Source organism: Amycolatopsis sp. NPDC102522 (assembly GCF_055584485.1).
In genome coordinates, this window is sequence record NZ_JBVJLY010000009.1 from 70558 (window position 1) to 90333 (window position 19776).

The window sequence follows — 19776 nt, forward strand, 5'->3', positions numbered from 1 at the left end:
ATGACGAGTGAGATCACCGGTGCCCGCGCCGAACGGGCGCACGCGACGCGGGAACTGATCCTGACCGCGGCGGAGCGGCTGTTCGCCGAACACGGCGTGTTCGCGGTGTCCAACCGCCAGGTCAGCGAGGCTGCGGGGCAGGGAAACAACACCGCCGTCGGCTACCACTTCGGCACCAAGGCCGACCTGGTCCGCGCGATCGCACGGCGGCATTCGGGGCAGATCGAGGAGATCCGCCGCCGGATGCTGGCGGGCATCGGCGAAAGCACGGACCTGCGCGACTGGATCGGCTGCCTGGTCACCCCGGTGGCCGAGCATCTGGCCACGCTCGGGAGCCCCACCTGGTTCGCGCGGTTCGGCGCGCAGGTGATGACCGACCCCGCGCTCCGCCCGATCATGGTCGAGGAATCGCTGACCTCGCCGTCGCTGGTGCGGATCGTCGAGGGGCTGCACCGCTGCCTGCCCGAGCTGCCCGCCGACGTCCGCGCCGAACGCGGCGACATGGCCCGCCAGCTGCTGGTCCACATGGTCGCCGAACGCGAACGCGCCCTCGCCGAGGGCACCCCCACTCCCCGGTCCACCTGGCACGCCGCCGCGACCGGGCTCATCGACGCACTCGCCGGGATCTGGCTCGCACCGGTCACTCCTGGCCCGGACGAAGGAAAGCGACCATGAAGATCACCGTCGACCAGGACAAGTGCTGCGGCGCCGGAACCTGCGTGCTGCTCGCCCCCGACGTGTTCGACCAGCGGGAGGAGGACGGCATCGTGCTCCTCCTCGACGAGACGCCCGGCACCGGGCTGCACGACATCGTCCGCGAGGCCGCCGATGTCTGCCCCGGCGCGGCCATCACGGTGAGCGAATGACCCTGCTCGTCGTCGGCGCCTCAGCCGCCGGCCTCGGCACGGTGGAAGCCCTGCGCCGCAGGGGTTACTCGGAGCGGATCACGGTAATGGCTCGAAGGCAGCGGTCTGGCGCTGGCGAACGGCGTCGTCTGCGACTCCCGATGCCGCGCCGCGGAGGGCGTCTACGCCGTCGGCGATGTCGCACGCTGGCATCACGAAACGCTCGATGTGGCTCTGCGGCTGGAGAACCGGGCCAACGCCACCGACCAGGCGGGCCACGTCGCCGGGGTCATCCTGGGCGACGACCGGCCCTACACCCCGGTCCCCTACTTCTGGACCGACCAGTTCGACACCAAGATCCACGTGCACGGAACCCTTTTCACGGACGCCGAAGTGTCCCTTGTGGAGGGTTCTCTTTACGAATTGCCCGTAGCCTGGTGACATGAGCGAAGAACAGGACGCGATCGACGAGCGGATCCAGGACGCAGGCGAGCGCGGCGACCTGGCCGAACTCCGGCGGCTGGCCGACGGCGGCAGCAGTGACGCGGCCGACCAGCTGATCGAAACGGCGACCGAACTGGGCGCGCTGGACGAGCTGCGGCGGCTGGCCGAGCGCGGTAACCAGGACGCCGCGGACCAGCTGGCCGAGCTCACCGAGGAGTAGCTCCCCGCATCGCCGGGATCAGCACGGGAAGCGCGACCAAGAGCGCGAGGCCGCGCACGACACCGGCGACGGGGTAGGGAACGCGTAGCCCGAACCTGTGCGCGAGCAGGCCACCGGTCAGCGCGCCGAGCGGCATCAGCCCCCAGCCGAGCAGCCGATACACGCTGTTGACGCGGCCGAGCAACGACGACGGCACCTGCCGCTGCCGGACGCTGACTGTGACGACGTTCCAGATCGTCGTCACGAAACCGCTCACCGCCCAGAGTCCGCCGAGCACGGCCACGTTCGGGCTGAACCCCATACCGACGAAGACGACGGCGTTCACGGCGAGCGAGACGAGGAGCGCGCGAAGGTCGCCGAGCCGGGCGACAAGCCGCCTGATCACCAGCCCGCCCGCGACACCGCCGAGCGCCGCCCCGGCGAGCAACAGACCGAACACCCCCGCGCCGAGATGCAGCACGTCGGCCACGAACAGGACGAGAGTCGCGTTCCCGAGCTGGCCACAGAAGGTGTTGACGCCGAGCAGCAAGGCGAGGGCTCGCAACAGACGGTGTTTCCACAGCCAGCGAAGGCCATCGAGGACTTTCACTTGTTCCGAGGGCGCGTGTCGTCGCTTGGGCAGCCTGGCCAGAAGCATGGCCGCGACGACGAACGACGCGGCGTCGACGGCGAAGGGCAGCGTCCAGGCGAGGGCGAAGAAGAGGCTCCCGAGCGGCGGGCCCAGGAACTGCCTGCCGACGATCATCGCCACCTGCTGACTGCCGTTCGCCTGGTGCAGTTGGCTTTTCGAGACGAGATCCGGAAGCGCCGTTTGCGCCGCGTTGTCGTAGAAGACGTCGCACGACCCCAGCGCGAACGCGAGGACGACGAGCACAGGCACGGTGACGACCTCGGCCGCGACGAGCCCGGTGAGCACGCAGACGATCAGGGCTTGGAGCGTCTGCGTTCGCCACAGGAGGGTGGTCCGGTCGACCCTGTCGACGACAGAGCCGGCGGTGAGCGACAGCAGCAGCCACGGCAGGTACGTCGCGGCGGAGACCAGGGCGATGTCCCTCGCGTCGCGGCTCACCGTCACGGCCAGCAACGGCAGCGCCGCGGTGAAGACGCCGTTTCCGAGGCTGTCGATCCCGGTGGCCCACCACAGTCGTCGGTAGGCGCGGGGCAGGTCGGTCATGATCGGATCGTGGCGACGTCCGGCGTTCCGGAGACACCATTTAGCGCTGGGCTACATACTCGGGCGATGCCGATGACCATCGAACTCGGTGTCGCCGAACTGGCCGCGACCCGGTTCGCGATCTCGCCGCTGTCCGAGACCGTGGCCGGTCTGCAACAGCTCGCCGGGATCGACCGGAACGCGGTCAACCTGCCCTGGCTTCGGTGGGCGCGCGAGGAACTCGATCGCGAGCCACTCGACCTTTCGCGGACTTGGCCGTTGCTCGTGACCGGCAGGCTCGGCTGGCCGGAGTTCCTCGTCCCGGCCCCGCGGGACTCGGGCGATTCCCTCGAAAACGACCTCGCCGCGCTGCGGCGAACCCCTGAAGACCGGGTGAGGGCGAGCCTCGACCGGGTCTTCGGCGACAAACGTCCGCGCGCGGTCGCGGCCCTCGCCGACGACCCCGCGCCCGGTCTGCGAGAGGTCGCCGAGGAGCTGCGTCACGCTCACGACCGCCTTGTCGCACCGCATTGGCCCCGGATCCGGGCGGTCCTGGACGCCGATGTCGGCTACCGCGCCCGGGCGCTGACCGTGGGCGGTTCCGAGCGGTTGTTCGCGGACCTGCATCCGGATCTGCGCTGGCGGACCGACCGGGTGATCCTGGCCGGCGAGCGCTGGCGCGATCAGCATCGTGTCGTCGCGCGAGGTCCGGGGGGTCTCGTGCTGATGCCCGTCGTCCTCGGCTCGCCGTATGTCCTGGTCAAGGAGAACACCTCGACCCAGACCACGATCCGCTATCCGGCGCGGGGAACCGGCGCGCTGTGGGCAGCCGGAACCCGATCAACCGGGTCCAGCGCGGTACGGCTGCTGGGGCGGACGCGGGCCGACCTCCTGACGGCGCTTTCGTCCCCCGCGACCACGACCGACCTGGCCCAGGCTCTCGGCGTGACGCCGAGCGCCGTCTCCCAGCACCTCAAGGTCCTGCGGGACAGCGGTCTGGTCGCGCGGGAACGCTCCGGCCGCAGCGTCCTCTACCTGACGACCCCACTCGGTGAGCGCCTCGTGAGTGGCTAGGACGGTTAGAACCGTTCTGGCCACGCACGAGGCCGCTAACGTGACCGGGTGGAGTTCGTCGTGATCTTCGGCTCGCCGCCGTTCGGCAGGCTCGTCAACGAATTCCGCCGCCGGGTCATCGAAGAGGCGGTCGACGCGGACCTGCCAGGGCTCGTCTACACGAACGTCTGGGGCCTCGACCTGCCCGAAGACGCCGAGCTCATCGGCTCGTACGTCGACATCGTCCAGGCGAGGGGCGGGCGGACGAGGTTCGTGGAGCTGTACGCGGATCTCGACGAGCGGCTCGAGCGCAACACCACCGAACTCCGCCTGGACCGCAAACCCAGCAAACGCGACCTCGGGTTCTCCCGCGCCGATCTGCTCGAACTCGACCGCGGCTACGTCATGAACACCGGCGGCACGCGCCGCACGCACGCCGAGGACCTGATCGAGCAGCACGGTCACCTGCGCGTCGACAACACCCACCTGAGCCCGGCGGAGACCGCGGCCCTAATCCTGCGATGGATGCCGCAGTGAGCGGCTCGTGCTCGCGCCGAGCACACGCGAAGCCATCCACGCCAGTGCGTCGGCCGTGCGCGCCGGGGTGTCCGACGGCTGCATGATGTGGCTCAGCACCGTCCGGACCACGACGTCGATGGCGACGTCGAGCTGCTCGCCGTCCAACGGCGGGCCGTAGACGCGGACACGGCCGCGCAGCATGATCGTCGCCTCGCCCAGGAGACTGCCCGCCCGGACCGTCAGCAAGGGGAGCAGTTCGGTGTCGGCGCCGTGGGTGGCCGAGACGATGGAGCGCAGCAGCAAGTTGTCGTCGGCGAGTTCGAGGACACCTCGGACGGCGTCGTGGATCGCCTCGACGAGGTCTTCGGGATGCCGTTCGAAGGCGTCACGGACGACCGAGAGGAACCGGGCGAGTTCGTGCGAAATCATCGCTTCGGCCAGCTGGGTCTTCGAGCCGAGTTCGTTGTAGACGGTCTGGCGGCTGACGCCGACGATCTCCGCGAGTTTGCTCATCGTCACCGAGGACCAGCCCGAACGCACGGTCAGCTCGATCGCCGATGCGACGATCGGCTGCCGGTACGGGCCACCCGTGGCCGCGGCTGAGGGTGCCTCGCTCATGATCGTCATTCTAGGCCGCCGACGCCTCGGCGAACGCCAGCGCCTCGGGCCATGGCGCCCGCCCCGCGATGTGGCGGCGATACTTCATGATCTCGCGCGGCCGGTCGATGGTGAGCGCGCCGACGATCCGGTCCCCGCGCCGGTACAACGCGGTGAAACCGCCGGAAGCCGGGACCGCGGTCACCACCTCGTCCGCGTGCGGGGTGCCGACGAACTGGATCCGGTGGTCGTACCAGTCCGACCAGAAGTACGGCACCGGAGCCAGCGCGCGAGCCGACTCCGGTGCCAGCGCGTGACGAGCGGCCGCGGCACCCTGCTCCGCGGCGTTCGTCCAGTGCTCCAGCCGCATCAGTTCGCCGTCGAACAGCGGGTTCTCGGCGTGGGCGACATCCCCGGCGGCGTACACGCCGGGCACCCCTGTCGCGAGCGTCGCGTCGCACACCACGCCGCCGTCGCGTTCGTGCAGCGGGACCCCGCTCCCGACCAGCCAACCGGTGGCCGGGACGACGCCGATGCCGGCGACGACCAGGTCCGCGGGCAGCACCTCTCCGGTCGAAAGCCGGACACCGGTCACCACGCCGCCTTCGGATTCCAGGCCGGTGACAGTCGTGGACAACCGCAGCTCCGTACCCGCCTCCCGGTGCAGCGAGGCGCACACCGCGCCGGCCTCGGCCCCGACGGATCGGGTGAGTGGCACGTCGAGAGCCTCGACGATCGTCGACGGCAGCCCGCGCTTCCGGGCCGCGGCGGCGACCTCCGAGCCGATGAAACCCGCCCCGATCACGACCGTGCGCGCCCCGCTGTCGAGCGCGGCCCGGACGGCCAAGGCGTCCTCGGCCGTCCTCAGCGTGTGGACCCCGGCGATCCCCTCGCTTCCGGGCAGCCGTCGCGCGGTGGCGCCGGTCGCGATCACCAGCGCCTCGTACGGAACGGCCGTCCCCGCCACCGACACCTCGCGGGTGGTGGTGTCGAGCCCGTCGGCGGGTGCGCCGAGCATCAGTTCGACGCCGAGTTCGTCGCGCAACGCGGCCTCGGCGTGGAACGGTTCGACCCGCCCCGGTCCTTCCGCGTCGAGGAACGCTTTCGACAGCGGAAGCCGGTCGTAGGGCGGATGCTCCTCTGCCCCGATCAGCACGATCCGCCCTCGGTACCCGTCCCGGCGCGCGGCCTCCACCGCACGCAGTCCGGCTAGTGACGCACCCACGACGACCAGCGTCATGGTCAGTCCCGCAGTTTCAGCGCGAGGACGGGGCAAGCGTCGACGGCGGCCGACAGGTCCTGGCGGAATTCCTCGCCGGGCCGTTCGTCGAGCACCACGACCGTGCCGTCGTCACCGACCTCGAAGAAGTCGGGCGCCATCGCTTCGCACATACCCAGCCCGTCGCATTTCGCGCGGTCCGCCTCGATCTTCATCATGCTCCGACCCTTCCCGGTGCCACGAAATCGACCTTCTCCCGCACGCCGCAATCCGGACAGCACCACGAATCCGGGATCGCCGACCATGGCGTTCCGGCGGCGAAACCTTCCCGCGGGTCGCCGAGTTTCTCGTCGTAGACGTAGCCGCAGCCCGGGCACATCCCGCCCTCGGTCGCGTCGCCGTGCGTGTCGTCGGCGGCCTCGGACGTCGCCGTGACACGGGTTCCGTAGCGTGCCAGGACCTTCCCCCGCTTCGACGGCTGGATGTTGGCGCGGGAGAGGTCGCCGTCGAAGTGCGCGAGCACCCGCGGGTCCATCACACGGCGCCAGACCGGCGGGAACAGCGCCAGCACGATCATCCCGGCGTACCCCGTCGGCAGGACCGGCGATTCCGCGAAATCGCGCAACGTCTGGTAGCGGCGGGTCGGGTTGGCGTGGTGATCGCTGTGCCGCTGCAGGTGGTACAGCAGGACGTTGGTGGCGATGTTGTTGGAGTTCCAGCTGTGGCTGGGGTCCACCCGTTCGTACCGTCGCCGGTTCGGCGGGCCGACCTTCTGCCGCCGCATGCCGTAGTGCTCCATGTAGTTCACGACCTCCAGCAGCGAGAAGCCGATCACGGCCTGGATCACCAGGTACGGCAGGATTCCCGGGCCCAGCCACACGGTCATCGCGGCCCACAGCACCGCCGACATCAGCCAGGCGTTGAGCACGTCGTTGCCGATCCGGAACGGATGCCTGTCGCGCCGGGCGTATCGCTTGCGCTCCAGTCCCCACGCGGACTTCAGCGAGCCGAACACGGTGCGCGGCCAGAATCGGTAGAAGCTCTCCCCCACCCGGCTGCTGGCCGGGTCTTCCGGGGTCGCCACCCGGACGTGATGGCCGCGGTTGTGCTCGATGTAGAAGTGGCCGTAGAAGCTCTGCGCCAGCGCGATCTTCGACAGCCAGCGCTCGTGGCTTTCCTTCTTGTGCCCGAGTTCGTGCGCGGTGTTGATGCCGATGCCGCCGATGCAGCCGATCGAGATCGCCAGGCCGATCTTGTCCACAACGGACAGATCACCGCGGGAGATCAGCCAGAACGCGGCCACGAAACCAGCGTACTGGATGGGCAGGAACGCGAAGGTGATCCACCGGTAGTAGCGATCCTTCTCCAGCCGCTCGATGACGTCGTCCGGCGGGTTGTCCCGGTCGAGCCCGGCGACCAGGTCGACCAGTGGTACGGCCACCAGGATCACGATCGGCCCGATCCAGAACCACACACCCCAGCCGGTGGCCGCGTGCAGCCCGATGGCCAGGAACGCGAGCGAGGGCACCACCAGGCCGATCAGCCACAGATATCGCTTGCGATCGGTCCACCGGTCGGTCGAGCCCGCCGGGATCGTGCCCGTCAACTCGCTCATCGCACCCTCCTCCGTTGGCTGGGTTTACAAAACTGTAGGCGATGTACATCCGGTTTGACAAGTCGACACTTTTTGTAAATCTGCCGTTGCTTCATTTCGTGAGAACTTGGCGATATCTTGTATTTGTAAGGAAACTTACTTAACTTGTGACGACACGCCGCGATCCACTTCGTCCGCCCCGAAGGAGCGCGAATGCCCCGATCACCTCGCCGGATCCGCCCCGCAGCCGTGGCCACCGTCGCCGCGGCCCTGCTGGTCCTGCCTGCGACGGCAGCCACCGCGAGCACCACGGCCAACCAGCCCTGGCCAGGCGGTTCAGCCGTGTCGAACGCCGACGACTCGAACGTCCTCGGCGGCAACATGAGCGGTCTGTCCTTCGAAGGCGCCAACGTCCTCTGGGCGGTGAAGAACGGCCCGGGCACGCTCTACCGCCTCGTGCGCAACGGCACGAAGTGGAAGCCGGACACGGCCAACGGCTGGTCGTCCGGTAAGGCGCTGCGCTACCACAACGGCAAGGGCGACCCCGACGCCGAAGCCGTCGTGGCCACCCCGGACGGCGTGGTCGCGGCCACCGAACGCGACGGCGACAACGACAAGAAGAGCGCGCTCAAGGTGCTCCGCTACGACGTCTCCGGTTCGGCCAAGACCCTCACCGCCAAGGCCGAGTGGGACCTGACGGCGGATCTGCCGAAGGTCTCGGCCAACGACGGGCTCGAAGCCGTCTCGTGGATCCCGGACAGCGCCCTCACCGCGAAGGGGTTCGTGGACGAGCGCACGAAGGCTCCGTACAACCCGAGCACCTACCCCGGCCACGGCACCGGCCTGTACCTCGTCGGCCTCGAGAGCAACGGGATGATCTACGCCTACGCCCTCGACCAGGCGGGCGGGAAGTACACGCGCGTCGCGAGTTTCGCGAGCGGGCTCGACTCGATCATGGAGCTCGAGTACGAGGCTTCGACAAGCAAGCTGTGGGCGGTCTGTGACGACAACTGCAGCGGCAACTTGACGACACTCGCCGTCAACGCGCAGGGCAAGTTCGCCGCGACCGCCACGTTCAACCGTCCGAGCGCGATGCCGGACTACAACAACGAAGGTTTCGCCATCTCGCCCACCTGCGCCTCCGGGAGCAAGCAGGTGGTCTGGGCCGACGACGGGAACGAAGGCGACCACGCGCTCCGCGCCGGCAGCCTTTCCTGCGGCTGATCCGGCGCACAGTGCAGATGGTCGTGAGTGGTAAGTGTCGCTAGAACGGCACTTACCACTCACGACCGACGCGACTTCCCCGGGCAGTAGGCTCCGGATCGCCACCAGCAACGACCCGGAGGACCAGTGATCAGCGAAGACCTGCGCGAGCGCCGCCACAAGATCATCGAAGAGCACATGGACACGGAGGTGACCCAGGAATTCGACCGCACGCTGGGCACCTTCAACGGCCACCCGCACTACGAGATCATGGCGACGGGGCAGATCTTCGACGGCGACGAGGAGGTCATGGGCTACTACCGCATGACCCGCACGGCCTTCCCGGATCAGCGGCACGACAACGTCCGCTACCACTTCGCCGACGAGTCGGTCATCGTCGAATTCGACCTGCTCGGCACCAATCTCGGTGAGTTCTACGGCCGCCCGCCCACCGGCAAGGCGTTCCGCGTGCCGATCATCGCGGTGTTCTTCTTCGACGGGGACAGGATCACCAACGAGCGCGTCTACTTCGACGCGGCCAGCCTGATCACCCAGGCCGGGCACGCCGAACTGCTGGCCCTTCTGGCCTCAGGCGAGGTCTGAACCAACGGCCGGTGCTCCTCGGCCGATCGGCCGATGTGGACGGACAGGGCGCGCGGCGAGGCTGACGAAGCCCCGCCGTCGAGCCTTGGAGAAACCGCCCATGCCCCGCAACCGGGTCGCGACAGTGCTGCTCGCGACGACGATGGCCACCCTGGTGACGCCGGCGTTCGCCTCGGCGTCACCAGTGCCGCTTGAGTGGAAACTCTGCAAGGACGTCGCCAAGGGCTGGGAGCCCGCGGACGATCAGCGCACCGAATGCGCCATGGTGCCCGTCCCTGTCGACTACGCAAAGCCGGACGGCCGGAAGATCGACATCGCGGTCTCGCGACAGAAGGCGACCGATTCCGCCCGGCGGCAGGGCGTCGTACTGCTGAATCCCGGCGGCCCCGGCCAGTCCGGGATCCACGAGCCGCGGTGGATCACCGACAGCAAGGCCGCCGGGATCGGCGTGGATCACGATCTGATCGGCTTCGATCCGCGCGGCGTCGACTACAGCGCGAACGTCGCTTGCCCATCGCTTCCCGGCGACGACGCCGAACCTCCGACTTCCTTGCCGGACAAGGAAAAGGCCCGGTTCGTGTTCGAACGGGACGCGAAGGTGAACCAGCGCTGCGTCACCGCCGATCCCGAATTCGTCCGTAACCTGACCACCGAGAACGTCGCCCGCGACATGGACCGGATCCGGACGGCGCTGGGCGAGGAGAAGATCGGCTTCTACGGAGTCTCCTGGGGCACCGCCCTCGGTGCCGCCTATCGCACCGCGTTCGATTCCCGAGTGGACCGCATGCTGCTGGACTCGGTCATGGCGCCGACCTTCGACGTCGGCGCGATGGACGACGCGATGGTCGCGGCGGGCGAGCTCACGGCCAGGGACTTCGCCGGCTGGATCGCCCGCTACGACGCCATCTACCACTTCGGCGACAAGCAGCCCGCGGTACTGGAGGCGCTGCTGAAGCTCCGCGACGAACACGGCGAGACGGTGACGAACTACCTCGCCGGTCCGCGCCGCGAGTGGGCGAACGCCGCCAAGGCACTCGCGACCCTGCGGGACGGCGGGACCCCCGCTTCGAAACCCGCGTCCAGGCAGGATCGCGGCTTCGGCTGGGACGTGGACCCGAACGGGTACAACACCTTCCAGCAGACGGCGATCCTCTGCAACGCCTCCGAAGGCCCTCGCGATTTCGAGACGATCTGGCAGCGCAGGCTCGACCGAATCCGCGCGTACCCGGCCGTCGCCTCCCCTGGGTTCTGGAACGGCCGGTGCGCGGGCTGGCCGTTGCCGGTCCAGCCGTGGAACTTCACGCCGGGGACCAGTCCGCTGCAACTGGTCGGGCACACCTACGAACCGGTGACCCCGATCGGCTGGGCGGTGGCCATGCACGAGCGGATCGGCGGCTCACTGCTCACCATCGAGGACGACCACCACGGTTCGCTGTCCTCGCTCCCCTGCGCGAGCAAGGCCGTCGAGTTCTTCTCGACCGGCAAGGCCGACGACGGGTCCTGCGCCGGAGCGCCGATCCCGCCGCCGACCGGCCGCTGATCAGCGAGTCACTTGGCTTCGGCCAGGGGTGGTACGACGCAGCAAGCGCCGGTGAAACATCTGAATGCGTCCACACGCGCCTTGTTGGTCCAGTTGTCGAAGCGGTCGATCACGAGGTCGACCTCGCCACCCGCCCTCGCGGTGTCGATCCCGAGCCCGGAGAAGAGCAGACGGAGGTTTTCGGTGGTTTCGTTCTTCATGAGACTCGCTCCCAGGCTTTCGGTGGTACGTCGGCAGCGAAATCGTCCGTCAGCGGGGCCCTCACATCCAGTGCTATCCATCATTCCGGGCGCATGCTTTTCGACTACGCCGAACGCGTGACATCCGCCCGTCCGTCCGGGCTCACCCTCGCTCAGCCCTCGATGCGCGAAAGGCCGAACGCGGTGAGGAAGCCCGCGACCGTGATCAGCCCGGTCCACAGTTGCGCGTCTTCGAAGGCCTCGGGAATCATCGTATCGGCGATCATGGCGAGGATCGCGCCACCCGCGATCGCGGTGATCACGGCCAGAACCGTGCCGGAAGCACCACCGAGAACGCCGTAGCCGAGCATGGCCGCCGCGCCGCTGATCACGGCGATGGCACTCCAAAGCGTGAAAACATAGCGCGGACTCCGGCTCGCCCGCTTCATCCCCGCGGCACTGGACAGTCCTTCCGGGACATTGCTGATGAACACGGCGACCACGGTCACGACGCTGACACTTCCCCCGCCGAGCAGGCTGGTGCCGATCACCATCGATTCGGGAACGCCGTCCAGCAGGGCGCCGAGCGCGATGGCCGTCCCGGAACCCGCTTGCTCGGACTCGGACGGCTGCTGGCCGCCCGAGCGTTTGCGATGACGGGCGCCTCGCCGGGCGAGCGCGATGTTGGCGAGGGTGTAGCTCAGTGAACCGCCAAGGGCACCCAGGGCGGTCGGCAGGAAGCCGCAGCACCGCCGACTGCGACGGCCTGACCTTCACCGTCGATCATGTGCTCAACGGCGCGGTGGGTGTGCTCGCCGCGCGCGAACGCGGGAAAACGTCCGGGCCCACCGCGGAGGCGGCGGGCCCGGACGTCCGGATCAGGCTCGGATCACGCCACGTCGTACCGGTCGAGGTTCATGACCTTGTCCCACGCCGCCACGAAGTCGCGGACGAACTTCTCCTTGGCGTCGTCGCTGGCGTAGACCTCCGCCACCGCGCGAAGCTCGGAGTTGGACCCGAACACGAGGTCGGCCCGGGTACCGGTCCACTTGACCTCGCCGGACGCGGAGTCGCGGCCTTCGAAAGTCTCCCCGTCGCCGTTCGCGGCGGTCCACCGCACGCCCATGTCGAGCAGGTTCGCGAAGAAGTCGTTCGTCAGCGACCCCGGCGTCTCGGTGAGCACGCCGTGCTTCGACTCCTGGACGTTGGCGCCGAGGACACGCAGGCCGCCGACGAGGACGGTCAGCTCGGGCGCGCTCAGGTCCAGCAGGTTCGCGCGGTCGATGAGCAGGTACTCCGTCGGGAGACGGTGGCCCTTGCCGCGGTGGTTGCGGAAACCGTCGATGGTCGGCTCCAGCGGGGCGAACGACTCGACGTCGGTCTGCTCCTGCGTCGCATCGGTGCGGCCCGGGGTGAACGGCACGGTCACGTCGTGGCCGCCGTCCTTGGCGGCCTTCTCGACGGCCGCGACGCCGCCCAGGACGATCAGGTCGGCCAGCGAGACCTTCTTGCCGCCGGTCTGGGCGCCGTTGAAGGACTCCTGGACACCTTCCAAGGTCTGCAGCACCTGAGCCAGCGTCTGCGGGTCGTTGACCTCCCAGTCGCGCTGCGGCTCGAGGCGGATGCGGGCACCGTTGGCGCCACCACGCTTGTCGCTGGCGCGGAAGGTCGAGGCCGACGCCCACGCGGTGGAGACCAGCTGCGAGACCGAAAGGCCCGAAGCGAGCAGTTTCTCCTTGAGGGAGGCGATGTCCGCGTCGTCGATCAGCTCGTGGTCGACGACGGGCACCGGGTCCTGCCAGATCAGCGTCTCCTGCGGCACCTGCGGGCCGAGGTAACGCTGGATCGGGCCCATGTCGCGGTGGGTCAGCTTGAACCAGGCGCGGGCGAAGGCGTCCGCGAACTCGTCCGGGTTGTCCAGGAACCGGCGCGAGATCGGTTCGTAGATCGGGTCGAACCGCAGCGACAGGTCGGTGGTGAGCATCGTCGGCGGGCGCTTGAGCTCACCGGACTCGGGGTCCGGCACGGTGTTCGCGCCCGCGCCGTCCTTCGGCTGCCACTGGTGGGCACCGGCGGGGCTCTTGGTCAGCTCCCACTCGTAGCCGAACAGGTTCTGGAAGAAGCCGTGGCTCCACTGGGTCGGCGTGGAGGTCCAGGTGGTTTCGAGACCACTGGTGATGGCGTCCCGGCCCTTGCCGCTGCCGAAGGAGTTGCTCCAGCCGAGGCCCTGCTCCTCGATCGAAGCGCCCTCGGGCTCGGCACCGACGTGCTCGTCGGGGTTCGCCGCGCCGTGCGCCTTGCCGAAGGTGTGGCCGCCGGCGATCAGCGCGACGGTCTCCTCGTCGTTCATCGCCATGCGGCGGAAGGTCTCGCGGATGTCGCGGGCCGCGGCCAGTGGGTCCGGGTTGCCGTTCGGGCCTTCCGGGTTCACGTAGATGAGGCCCATCTGCACGGCGGCCAGCGGGCCCTCGAGCTGACGGTCACCGGAGTAGCGCTCGTCGCCGAGCCACGTGCGCTCGGGACCCCAGTACACGTCCTCGTCCGGCTCCCAGACGTCCGCGCGGCCACCGGCGAAGCCGAAGGTCTTGAAGCCCATCGTCTCCAGGGCGCGGTTGCCCGTGAAGATCATCAGGTCGGCCCACGAGATCTTGCGGCCGTACTTCTTCTTGACCGGCCAGAGCAGACGGCGGGCCTTGTCCAGGTTGCCGTTGTCCGGCCAGCTGTTGAGCGGGGCGAAGCGCTGCATGCCGGCGCCCGCGCCACCGCGGCCGTCCTCGATGCGGTACGTGCCCGCGCTGTGCCACGCCATGCGGATCATCAGGCCGCCGTAGTGGCCGAAGTCCGCGGGCCACCACTCCTGCGAAGTCGTGAGGACGGCGTCGACGTCCTTGGCGAGTTCGTCGAGGTCGACGGTCTTGAACTCGGCGGCGTAGTCGAACCCGGCGTCCATCGGGTCGGAAGCGGCGGTGTGCTTCCGGAGGATCTTCAGGTTGAGCTGGTTCGGCCACCAGTCGCGGTTACCCGCGCCTTCGGTGGGGTGGTTGCGTCGCCCCGCCGAGACGGGGCAGCCGCCCGCGCTCTCTTCGTTCATTTCGCCGACGACGGCGTCCGGGCTGTCAGACACGGGAATCCTTCCGAGGATCAGGGCTTGCAGGGCTCAGGAACGGGGTTTGGCAGCACAGTCGGGACAAAGGCCCCAGTAGATGACCTCGGCCTCTTCGATCACGAAGCCGTGGTCGTCCGACGCGCTCAAACAGGGTGCGGGACCGACGGCGCAGTCGACGTCGGCGATGACACCACATGATCGGCAAACGACGTGGTGGTGGTTGTCCCCGACCCGGGACTCATAGCGTGCCACGCTCCCCGACGGCTGAATCCGCCGGATGAGACGCGCGGCGGTCAGTGCCCGCAACACGTCGTAGATGGCCTGGTGTGAGACCTCGCCGAGCTCCGAACGCACCGCACCGATGATCGAGTCGGTGTCGGCGTGCGGGTGGTCGCGTACCGCGGTCAGCACGGCCACCCTGGGACGCGTCACGCGCAGGGAGACCCCGCGCAGCATCCGCTCGAAGTCCGAGGTCGTGGGCACGGCCGAAGTCTGGCCCATTTTCTGGAATGAATCAAGTTGACGACATCCCGGGCGTGTCGCGCCGCATGTCTCCCCGCCTTCCGCGCCGACGTGCTCACGAGGGGCCGCCGACGCGATGTGGGCCACATAAGTCGCAAAGACTCCACCTTTGTTACAGCCGTGCGGATTTTCCACCTGCTTGCAACATTCGCGAAATCAACAACGACACAAGGAGACGTACGCCACCAATGGTTACGTCGGCGACACGATAGTGCGATACCCCGACCCGCTCTTGCCCGTGCGCACATCGGCGTCGACCGTCGTGACCGCCGCACCACTCTTTCCGTTGCCCGGAAAGAGTTCGACTACGCATCAGCCATAAGGGAAGCCCCGATACGCCCGTACGAGTGACTGGGTCTGGCGGAGCGTCGCCAAACGGCCGCCTCTACCTCCACCACAGGGAGGAACAATCCCTGACACAGCAACATATCCGGAGTTTTCGCAGCTCCGGGGCGGTACCGAGCGCGATGCCACGACACGGCGTCCCACTGCTAGCATTTGCGCCCTGCCCGCTTCCCGTTTTCCACAGATTGCCTACCCCACAAGGAAAGAAGCATGTCTGGACCACCTTTCGGCACGGTCGTCGCAGTGGACGGGCCCGCTGCCGCAGGCAAGACCACCACTTGCCTGGCACTGGCCAAGACCTTCGGCCTGCGTTATCTCGAAAGCGGTCGAACCTACCGCATCATCGCCTTCGAGGCGCTGCAACGGGAAATCCCGGTGGACAACGCCCCCGAAATCACCGGTCTCTGCGACGAGTTGATCGAAGAGAGCCGTTCCACCAGCCTCCTGACGTCCGAACGTTATGCTTCCGCCGCACTGAGGAGAACTCCTGTCAACGTCGCCGTTTCCGCGGTCGCCAGGATCGCGGACGTCCGGCAGCGGGTGACCAGCCTCATCAGGCTTTGGGCCACCACGCACGACCACTGTGTCATCGAAGGCCGCGACATCGGCACGACTGTCTTTCCGAGGGCCGCGGTCAAGTTCTACCTGACCGCGACACCCGAAGTGAGGGCGATGCGTCGACTCACCCAGGAACGGGCAGAGTCCTACGAAAACGTGCTCCGGGACGTGATTCGCCGAGATGACGCGGATATGTCCCGCAAGACATCGCCACTGCTCCCCGCCGCCGATGCCTTCACGATCGACACCTCCGATCTCACCGTCGAGCAGGTACTCGATCGCATGTCCTCGACATGCCGGAGCCGTGGCTTAGAGCTCAACCATTAGTGCGAGTAAGCTTCTGCTTCGTCTGCGACGAGGCTAATGTTGTCCTGATTATGACTTCAAGTGATCGATCAATGACAAGGAGTATCAATGATGGAGTCGGCACTGGCGGCGAATACCGAAGCCGAGCCGGTCTCCGGCAAATGCCTCTTTTGTCAGATACACGACCCCGAAGTCACCAAGCTGATGCTCGACGGCAAGGAAATCTACGTACGCTGGGACAACTTCCCCGCCGCGGAAGGCCATGTCGAAGTCGTGCCGAAGCGGCACGTCGAATCCTTCTTCGATCTCACGCCCAGCGAGCTCACCGAAGCCTACGAACTGCTGAAAGAAGCCCGTCGGACACTCGACGAGAAATTTCGGCCTGACGGCTACACCATCGGCGTGAACGAAAGACCGGCCGCGGGTCGCACCGTCGACCATCTGCACATCCACCTGATCCCCCGTCATCACGGCGACGTGGCCGATCCCCGCGGTGGCATCCGGCATGTCCTGCCCGGGACGAACCCGGACGAGTGGAATTCCTAGGTCTTCGTCGCCTCCACGACGAACCAGGTACCGCGCCCGCTCGGGAACACGCGGGCGGACGCGAAACCGGCGGTGCCGAGTTCACGGACCACGGCTTCGGGTCTGCGCGGCGAGAACCAACGCGGTGACGACATCCGCGGGTCCTCGATCCAACCTTCCCCATCACCCTCTTTGAGGCTGATCGCGGCCACGCCGCCTTTGGCGAGCACGCGATGAATCTCGACGAAGGCCGCGAGATGAGCCGACCGCGGCACATGGAGCAGACTCGCGCAGGCCCAGACTCCGTCGAACACACCGCCGGCCAAGGGCATGGCCAACAGATCCAGCTGAACCACGCCGGCCACCGCGCACCGATCGCGGGTGGTCCGCAGCATGACCGCACTGAGGTCGCCCGCGACCACGGTCGCGCCCCGCCGGATCAGGTAGTCCGAGTCACGACCGGAGCCACATCCCAGGTCCAGCACGGAAGCACCGGGCAGGGCCTCGAAGAACCGGTCGAGTTCGCGATCCAGGCCCGGGAACTTGTCGAGCGTGTCGGTGGTTCTCACGTAGGCCTCGGCACTCTCGTCATAGGTCCGGCGAGTGCTCGACACCACCGCACGCAGGCTCTCGTCGTTCAGGTGCACTCGAAATCCTCACTCCGGATGTCCAAGCCCAGTTTCGTCATCTCGGCGAGCAGCTCACGTTTGTCGAGCGCGCCGTAGCCGCGGCTCGCGTCGACACTGATGCAGCCGACGAAGCGGCCGCGGCTGTTCCTGATGGGCGTGGCGAAGAGCGCGGCCCGATGTTTGAGGTCATTGAACATCTCCCAGGAGAGGTTCATCACCGATTCTGATCCGTTCCGCTTCACGTACTCATCGAACTTCGCCTGGTCCTCGAGTTCCTCCGTCAAGGGCTCGACGTCGAACTGGATCTCGCGATCACGGAGCCAGCAGAGTCCCACCACGCCGACGCCACGGGTGGGGGCGAACTTCCGCGTCTCGGGATAGGAAGACATCCGATAAGTCGAAAGTCGTTTCAGCACACCGTGTACCGGATGCCGCCAAGTCCGCCTGCGCCGCCACACGTGAAGTGCCAGATCTCCCGTATCCAGCGGCGGCACGATCTTCGCGCTCATTTCGAGCAGCTTGCCGAAAGTGGAAAGAACCCTTCGGCGCATCAGCACGTTCCGGTCCACGAACGAACGGCCCTGCCAGCTCTCGAACGGTGTCAACGCGCCGAAAACCCCCGCCACGGCGAGAGTCACCAGCAGCAGGTACTGGCGGTCGTGCAGGACACCGTCCCACAAGGCCTTGGAGGGCACGTTGTACGCCTTGCCCGCCAGGAACAACGTCGCTGACAGCAGAACGGCCTTGTCCGCTGCCCTGGCGGTCACCCGTCTCATGCTCTTCGATCGCCACTCTGATGGCGCCATGCCTTGCCGGGCAGGGTCGTACGACTGCCGTCCGGACGCGCCAAGACCACTCCCTGGTCCGCGGTGACGGCGCCGATCCGATGGAAGTCCACCGACTCGGCGAGTTCGTCTACCCGCGACCGCGGAATCGTGAAGACGAGTTCGAAATCGACCGAATCCCCCATGACCAGACCGAGTGGATCCGCTCCGACGTGTGCACCCACCGCCGCGACCGCTTCAGGGACCGGTACGGCCTTTTCGTCGACGACGATTCCGACACCGCTCAGTTCGGCGATGCTCTCCAGAGTCGCTTTGAGTCCGTCGGACGTGTCCTGACAGCTCGTGACAGCCCCGCTCGCCCCGAGCACGAGGCCTTCGTCCACCCTCGCCATCGGACGCTTCCAGCTCGCGAGCAAGGACGGGAGCACGCTTTCGATGGCCGGATCCGTCGAACCGGCGCGCAGGTAGGCCATCGCGGCCCCGGCGGGACCGGTCGGGGCCGTCAAACACACGACGTCGCCGGGTTTCGCCCCGGAGCGAAGGAGAGCACCGCCCGCCGGGCACACCCCCAGCGCCGACGCCGAGAGGATCAGCCGCTCCGCCCCGCCGATGTCGCCGCCCACGTTCAGACAACCGAACACGGCACAAGCGTCACGAATGCCCTTCATGACGAATCCGAAAAGCGCGTCGTCCATGTCCGGCGGGTACCGGACGACGGAAAGCAGGCCGATCGGCTTCGCACCCATCGCCGCGATATCACTGAGGTTCGCCGCGACCAGGTAGTACCCGAGGTCGTATTCGTCGAGGTGACCCATCTCGTACAACCTGAACTTGGGGCCCCGGACGTAGTCGCTGCCCACCACGAGATCGTGACTTCCGACCAGCCGGAACACGGCACAGTCGTCCTGAGCGTCGGCCCCCGCTGTCAGCTCCACCCGGTCGCCGTTCGAAGAGGACACCGGGACGAACTCGCCGGCCTGATGGTCGAACAGCGGCACTATCGTCTCGGCCAGCCGCTTAGGCTCGTCCGAGAATTTCTCACTCACCACAGGACAGCCTCCTTCGCCAAGAATCGACCATGCGCATCGTTTGACGAAGTGAATCCTTGCGCATCACGACCGCGTAGTCCCATTCTGGGTCCTCGATCGACAACACCGCTCCGACGACCGAGCGCAGATACTGTCTTTTCTGCCGCCCGGTCGGCAGGTACACCCGGTTCTTACCCTTGTAAGTACGGAGAAAATACGCGGAATCCGGCCACGGAGGCAGCGCGAGTTCACCGAATGATCCGAGCTCCCGGTAGGGCAGGTCGTCCTCGATCAAGAGTTTGTCCACGATTTCGCCGTCGACGGGAAGAAAGTGCAGATGCGCGTGCGTGATACAGGCATGACTCTCCTGCCCCGCGCTCGATCCGTGCTCCATGATCAACGGCTCACCGAAGGCCTCCCGGTACAGCGGAACCAGGCGGCCCATGAAGTCCTGCAACTCGTCACTGTGCGAGGAAAGTACCTGAGCGAACGACAAGTGGTGGATTTTCGGCAACAACAGAAGATGCCCCGGGACGAGTGGCGACATATCCGCCAGCAACGTCAGATTTTTCGTAGCACATATTGCCCGGGTCGGTGGATCCCCTTCGTAGAAACGGGCGAAGGAAGTGTCGTCCGAACCCGACAGCTCCGCACAGAAATCCGCACCCTCGCACCACATGGTTTCGATCATGACTCCCCCTGCCGCCTCGTCCTCGCCGTCGCCGATCAGGGCACCTGGATTTTTGCGCACCGATATGGCGACTTGAACGGTCAATGGGGAGATTAGCTCGAACGTCGTAACG

At 67.4% G+C, this 19776-nt stretch carries 22 protein-coding genes and 2 pseudogenes; 11 read left to right on the forward strand and 13 right to left on the reverse strand.

Features of this window, described 5'->3' with window-relative positions; all coding sequences use genetic code 11:
• The 4 genes and pseudogenes from ACZ6YV_RS21965 to ACZ6YV_RS21980 all read left to right on the forward strand — a co-directional run bounded on the left by ACZ6YV_RS21965 (window position 1) and on the right by ACZ6YV_RS21980 (window position 1509).
• Window positions 1-675: a TetR/AcrR family transcriptional regulator gene (locus ACZ6YV_RS21965; protein ID WP_465511390.1), complete on the forward strand. Its 675-nt coding sequence runs from the start codon at window positions 1-3 to the stop codon at window positions 673-675.
• Window positions 672-866, forward strand: a complete 195-nt coding sequence (locus ACZ6YV_RS21970) for a ferredoxin (RefSeq protein WP_378245633.1) — start codon at window positions 672-674, stop codon at window positions 864-866. The genes ACZ6YV_RS21965 and ACZ6YV_RS21970 overlap by 4 nt, the downstream gene beginning before the upstream one ends.
• Before the next feature lie 87 nt (window positions 867-953).
• A pseudogene (locus tag ACZ6YV_RS21975) lies at window positions 954-1262 on the forward strand (NAD(P)/FAD-dependent oxidoreductase); the annotation flags it as partial.
• A 25-nt stretch (window positions 1263-1287) separates the two neighbouring features.
• Window positions 1288-1509 (forward strand): hypothetical protein, encoded by a 222-nt coding sequence (locus ACZ6YV_RS21980; protein ID WP_465511391.1) that lies wholly within the window; start codon window positions 1288-1290, stop codon window positions 1507-1509.
• Here ACZ6YV_RS21980 and ACZ6YV_RS21985 read toward each other — a convergent pair.
• A complete protein-coding gene (locus tag ACZ6YV_RS21985; protein WP_465511392.1) occupies window positions 1496-2683 on the reverse strand; it encodes an MFS transporter in 1188 nt (395 codons plus the stop codon). The two genes, ACZ6YV_RS21980 and ACZ6YV_RS21985, sit on opposite strands and share 14 nt — an antisense overlap.
• Before the next feature lie 66 nt (window positions 2684-2749).
• Between ACZ6YV_RS21985 and ACZ6YV_RS21990 the strand changes: the two genes are divergently transcribed.
• Together ACZ6YV_RS21990 and ACZ6YV_RS21995 are read left to right on the forward strand one after the other, a co-directional pair.
• Window positions 2750-3736 (forward strand): ArsR/SmtB family transcription factor, encoded by a 987-nt coding sequence (locus ACZ6YV_RS21990; protein ID WP_465511393.1) that lies wholly within the window; start codon window positions 2750-2752, stop codon window positions 3734-3736.
• 48 nt (window positions 3737-3784) lie between these two features.
• Window positions 3785-4252, forward strand: coding sequence for an AAA family ATPase (locus ACZ6YV_RS21995; RefSeq protein ID WP_465511394.1), 468 nt, complete (start codon window positions 3785-3787; stop codon window positions 4250-4252).
• Here the strand turns inward: ACZ6YV_RS21995 and ACZ6YV_RS22000 are convergent.
• Genes ACZ6YV_RS22000 through ACZ6YV_RS22015 form a run of 4 tightly spaced genes read right to left on the reverse strand, consistent with a single transcriptional unit; the run spans window position 4226 to window position 7665 of the window.
• Window positions 4226-4861, reverse strand: a complete 636-nt coding sequence (locus ACZ6YV_RS22000; protein WP_465511395.1) for a TetR/AcrR family transcriptional regulator — start codon at window positions 4859-4861, stop codon at window positions 4226-4228. The two genes, ACZ6YV_RS21995 and ACZ6YV_RS22000, sit on opposite strands and share 27 nt — an antisense overlap.
• Before the next feature lies 1 nt (window position 4862).
• Window positions 4863-6071: an NAD(P)/FAD-dependent oxidoreductase gene (locus ACZ6YV_RS22005; protein ID WP_465511396.1), complete on the reverse strand. Its 1209-nt coding sequence runs from the start codon at window positions 6069-6071 to the stop codon at window positions 4863-4865.
• A gap of 2 nt (window positions 6072-6073) precedes the next feature.
• Entirely contained in the window at window positions 6074-6268 is a 195-nt protein-coding gene (locus tag ACZ6YV_RS22010) for a ferredoxin (protein ID WP_005161139.1), read from the reverse strand.
• Complete coding sequence (locus tag ACZ6YV_RS22015; RefSeq protein ID WP_465511397.1) at window positions 6265-7665, reverse strand: fatty acid desaturase; 1401 nt, start codon at window positions 7663-7665, stop codon at window positions 6265-6267. Before ACZ6YV_RS22015 ends, ACZ6YV_RS22010 begins: the two co-directional genes overlap by 4 nt.
• Window positions 7666-7857: 192 nt before the next feature.
• On the opposite strand from ACZ6YV_RS22015, the gene ACZ6YV_RS22020 reads away from it, so the two are divergent.
• The 3 genes from ACZ6YV_RS22020 to ACZ6YV_RS22030 all read left to right on the forward strand — a co-directional run bounded on the left by ACZ6YV_RS22020 (window position 7858) and on the right by ACZ6YV_RS22030 (window position 10990).
• Window positions 7858-8868 (forward strand): SdiA-regulated/phytase-like domain-containing protein, encoded by a 1011-nt coding sequence (locus ACZ6YV_RS22020; RefSeq protein WP_465511398.1) that lies wholly within the window; start codon window positions 7858-7860, stop codon window positions 8866-8868.
• 126 nt (window positions 8869-8994) lie between these two features.
• A complete protein-coding gene (locus tag ACZ6YV_RS22025; protein ID WP_465511399.1) occupies window positions 8995-9450 on the forward strand; it encodes an ester cyclase in 456 nt (151 codons plus the stop codon).
• Window positions 9451-9550: 100 nt separating this feature from the next.
• Window positions 9551-10990: an alpha/beta fold hydrolase gene (locus tag ACZ6YV_RS22030; RefSeq protein WP_465511400.1), complete on the forward strand. Its 1440-nt coding sequence runs from the start codon at window positions 9551-9553 to the stop codon at window positions 10988-10990.
• 8 nt (window positions 10991-10998) lie between these two features.
• On the opposite strand, the gene ACZ6YV_RS22035 is transcribed toward ACZ6YV_RS22030, so the two are convergent.
• The 4 genes and pseudogenes from ACZ6YV_RS22035 to ACZ6YV_RS22050 all read right to left on the reverse strand — a co-directional run bounded on the left by ACZ6YV_RS22035 (window position 10999) and on the right by ACZ6YV_RS22050 (window position 14758).
• Complete coding sequence (locus ACZ6YV_RS22035; protein WP_364206733.1) at window positions 10999-11190, reverse strand: hypothetical protein; 192 nt, start codon at window positions 11188-11190, stop codon at window positions 10999-11001.
• A gap of 152 nt (window positions 11191-11342) precedes the next feature.
• A pseudogene (locus ACZ6YV_RS22040) lies at window positions 11343-11912 on the reverse strand (ZIP family metal transporter); the annotation flags it as partial.
• A gap of 146 nt (window positions 11913-12058) precedes the next feature.
• Complete coding sequence (gene katG, locus ACZ6YV_RS22045) at window positions 12059-14293, reverse strand: catalase/peroxidase HPI (protein WP_465511401.1); 2235 nt, start codon at window positions 14291-14293, stop codon at window positions 12059-12061.
• A 33-nt stretch (window positions 14294-14326) separates the two neighbouring features.
• Window positions 14327-14758 carry a Fur family transcriptional regulator gene (locus ACZ6YV_RS22050; protein WP_465511402.1) on the reverse strand — a complete coding sequence of 144 codons (432 nt, stop codon included), beginning with the start codon at window positions 14756-14758 and terminating at the stop codon, window positions 14327-14329.
• Between the two features lie 594 nt (window positions 14759-15352).
• Here ACZ6YV_RS22050 and cmk point away from each other — a divergent pair.
• Complete coding sequence (gene cmk, locus ACZ6YV_RS22055) at window positions 15353-16027, forward strand: (d)CMP kinase (protein ID WP_465511403.1); 675 nt, start codon at window positions 15353-15355, stop codon at window positions 16025-16027.
• 87 nt (window positions 16028-16114) lie between these two features.
• Window positions 16115-16552: an HIT family protein gene (locus tag ACZ6YV_RS22060; RefSeq protein ID WP_378245672.1), complete on the forward strand. Its 438-nt coding sequence runs from the start codon at window positions 16115-16117 to the stop codon at window positions 16550-16552.
• Here the strand turns inward: ACZ6YV_RS22060 and ACZ6YV_RS22065 are convergent.
• From ACZ6YV_RS22065 to ACZ6YV_RS22080, 4 genes are read right to left on the reverse strand one after another with little or no spacing between them, the layout of a single operon-like run.
• Window positions 16549-17178, reverse strand: coding sequence for a class I SAM-dependent methyltransferase (locus ACZ6YV_RS22065; protein WP_465511404.1), 630 nt, complete (start codon window positions 17176-17178; stop codon window positions 16549-16551). The two genes, ACZ6YV_RS22060 and ACZ6YV_RS22065, sit on opposite strands and share 4 nt — an antisense overlap.
• A complete protein-coding gene (locus tag ACZ6YV_RS22070) occupies window positions 17169-17927 on the reverse strand; it encodes a hypothetical protein (protein ID WP_465511405.1) in 759 nt (252 codons plus the stop codon). Before ACZ6YV_RS22070 ends, ACZ6YV_RS22065 begins: the two co-directional genes overlap by 10 nt.
• A gap of 5 nt (window positions 17928-17932) precedes the next feature.
• Window positions 17933-18991, reverse strand: coding sequence for a thiamine-phosphate kinase (gene thiL, locus ACZ6YV_RS22075; protein ID WP_465511406.1), 1059 nt, complete (start codon window positions 18989-18991; stop codon window positions 17933-17935).
• Complete coding sequence (locus tag ACZ6YV_RS22080) at window positions 18984-19748, reverse strand: HIT family protein (RefSeq protein ID WP_465511407.1); 765 nt, start codon at window positions 19746-19748, stop codon at window positions 18984-18986. The genes thiL and ACZ6YV_RS22080 overlap by 8 nt, the downstream gene beginning before the upstream one ends.
• Window positions 19749-19776: the final 28 nt, after the last annotated feature.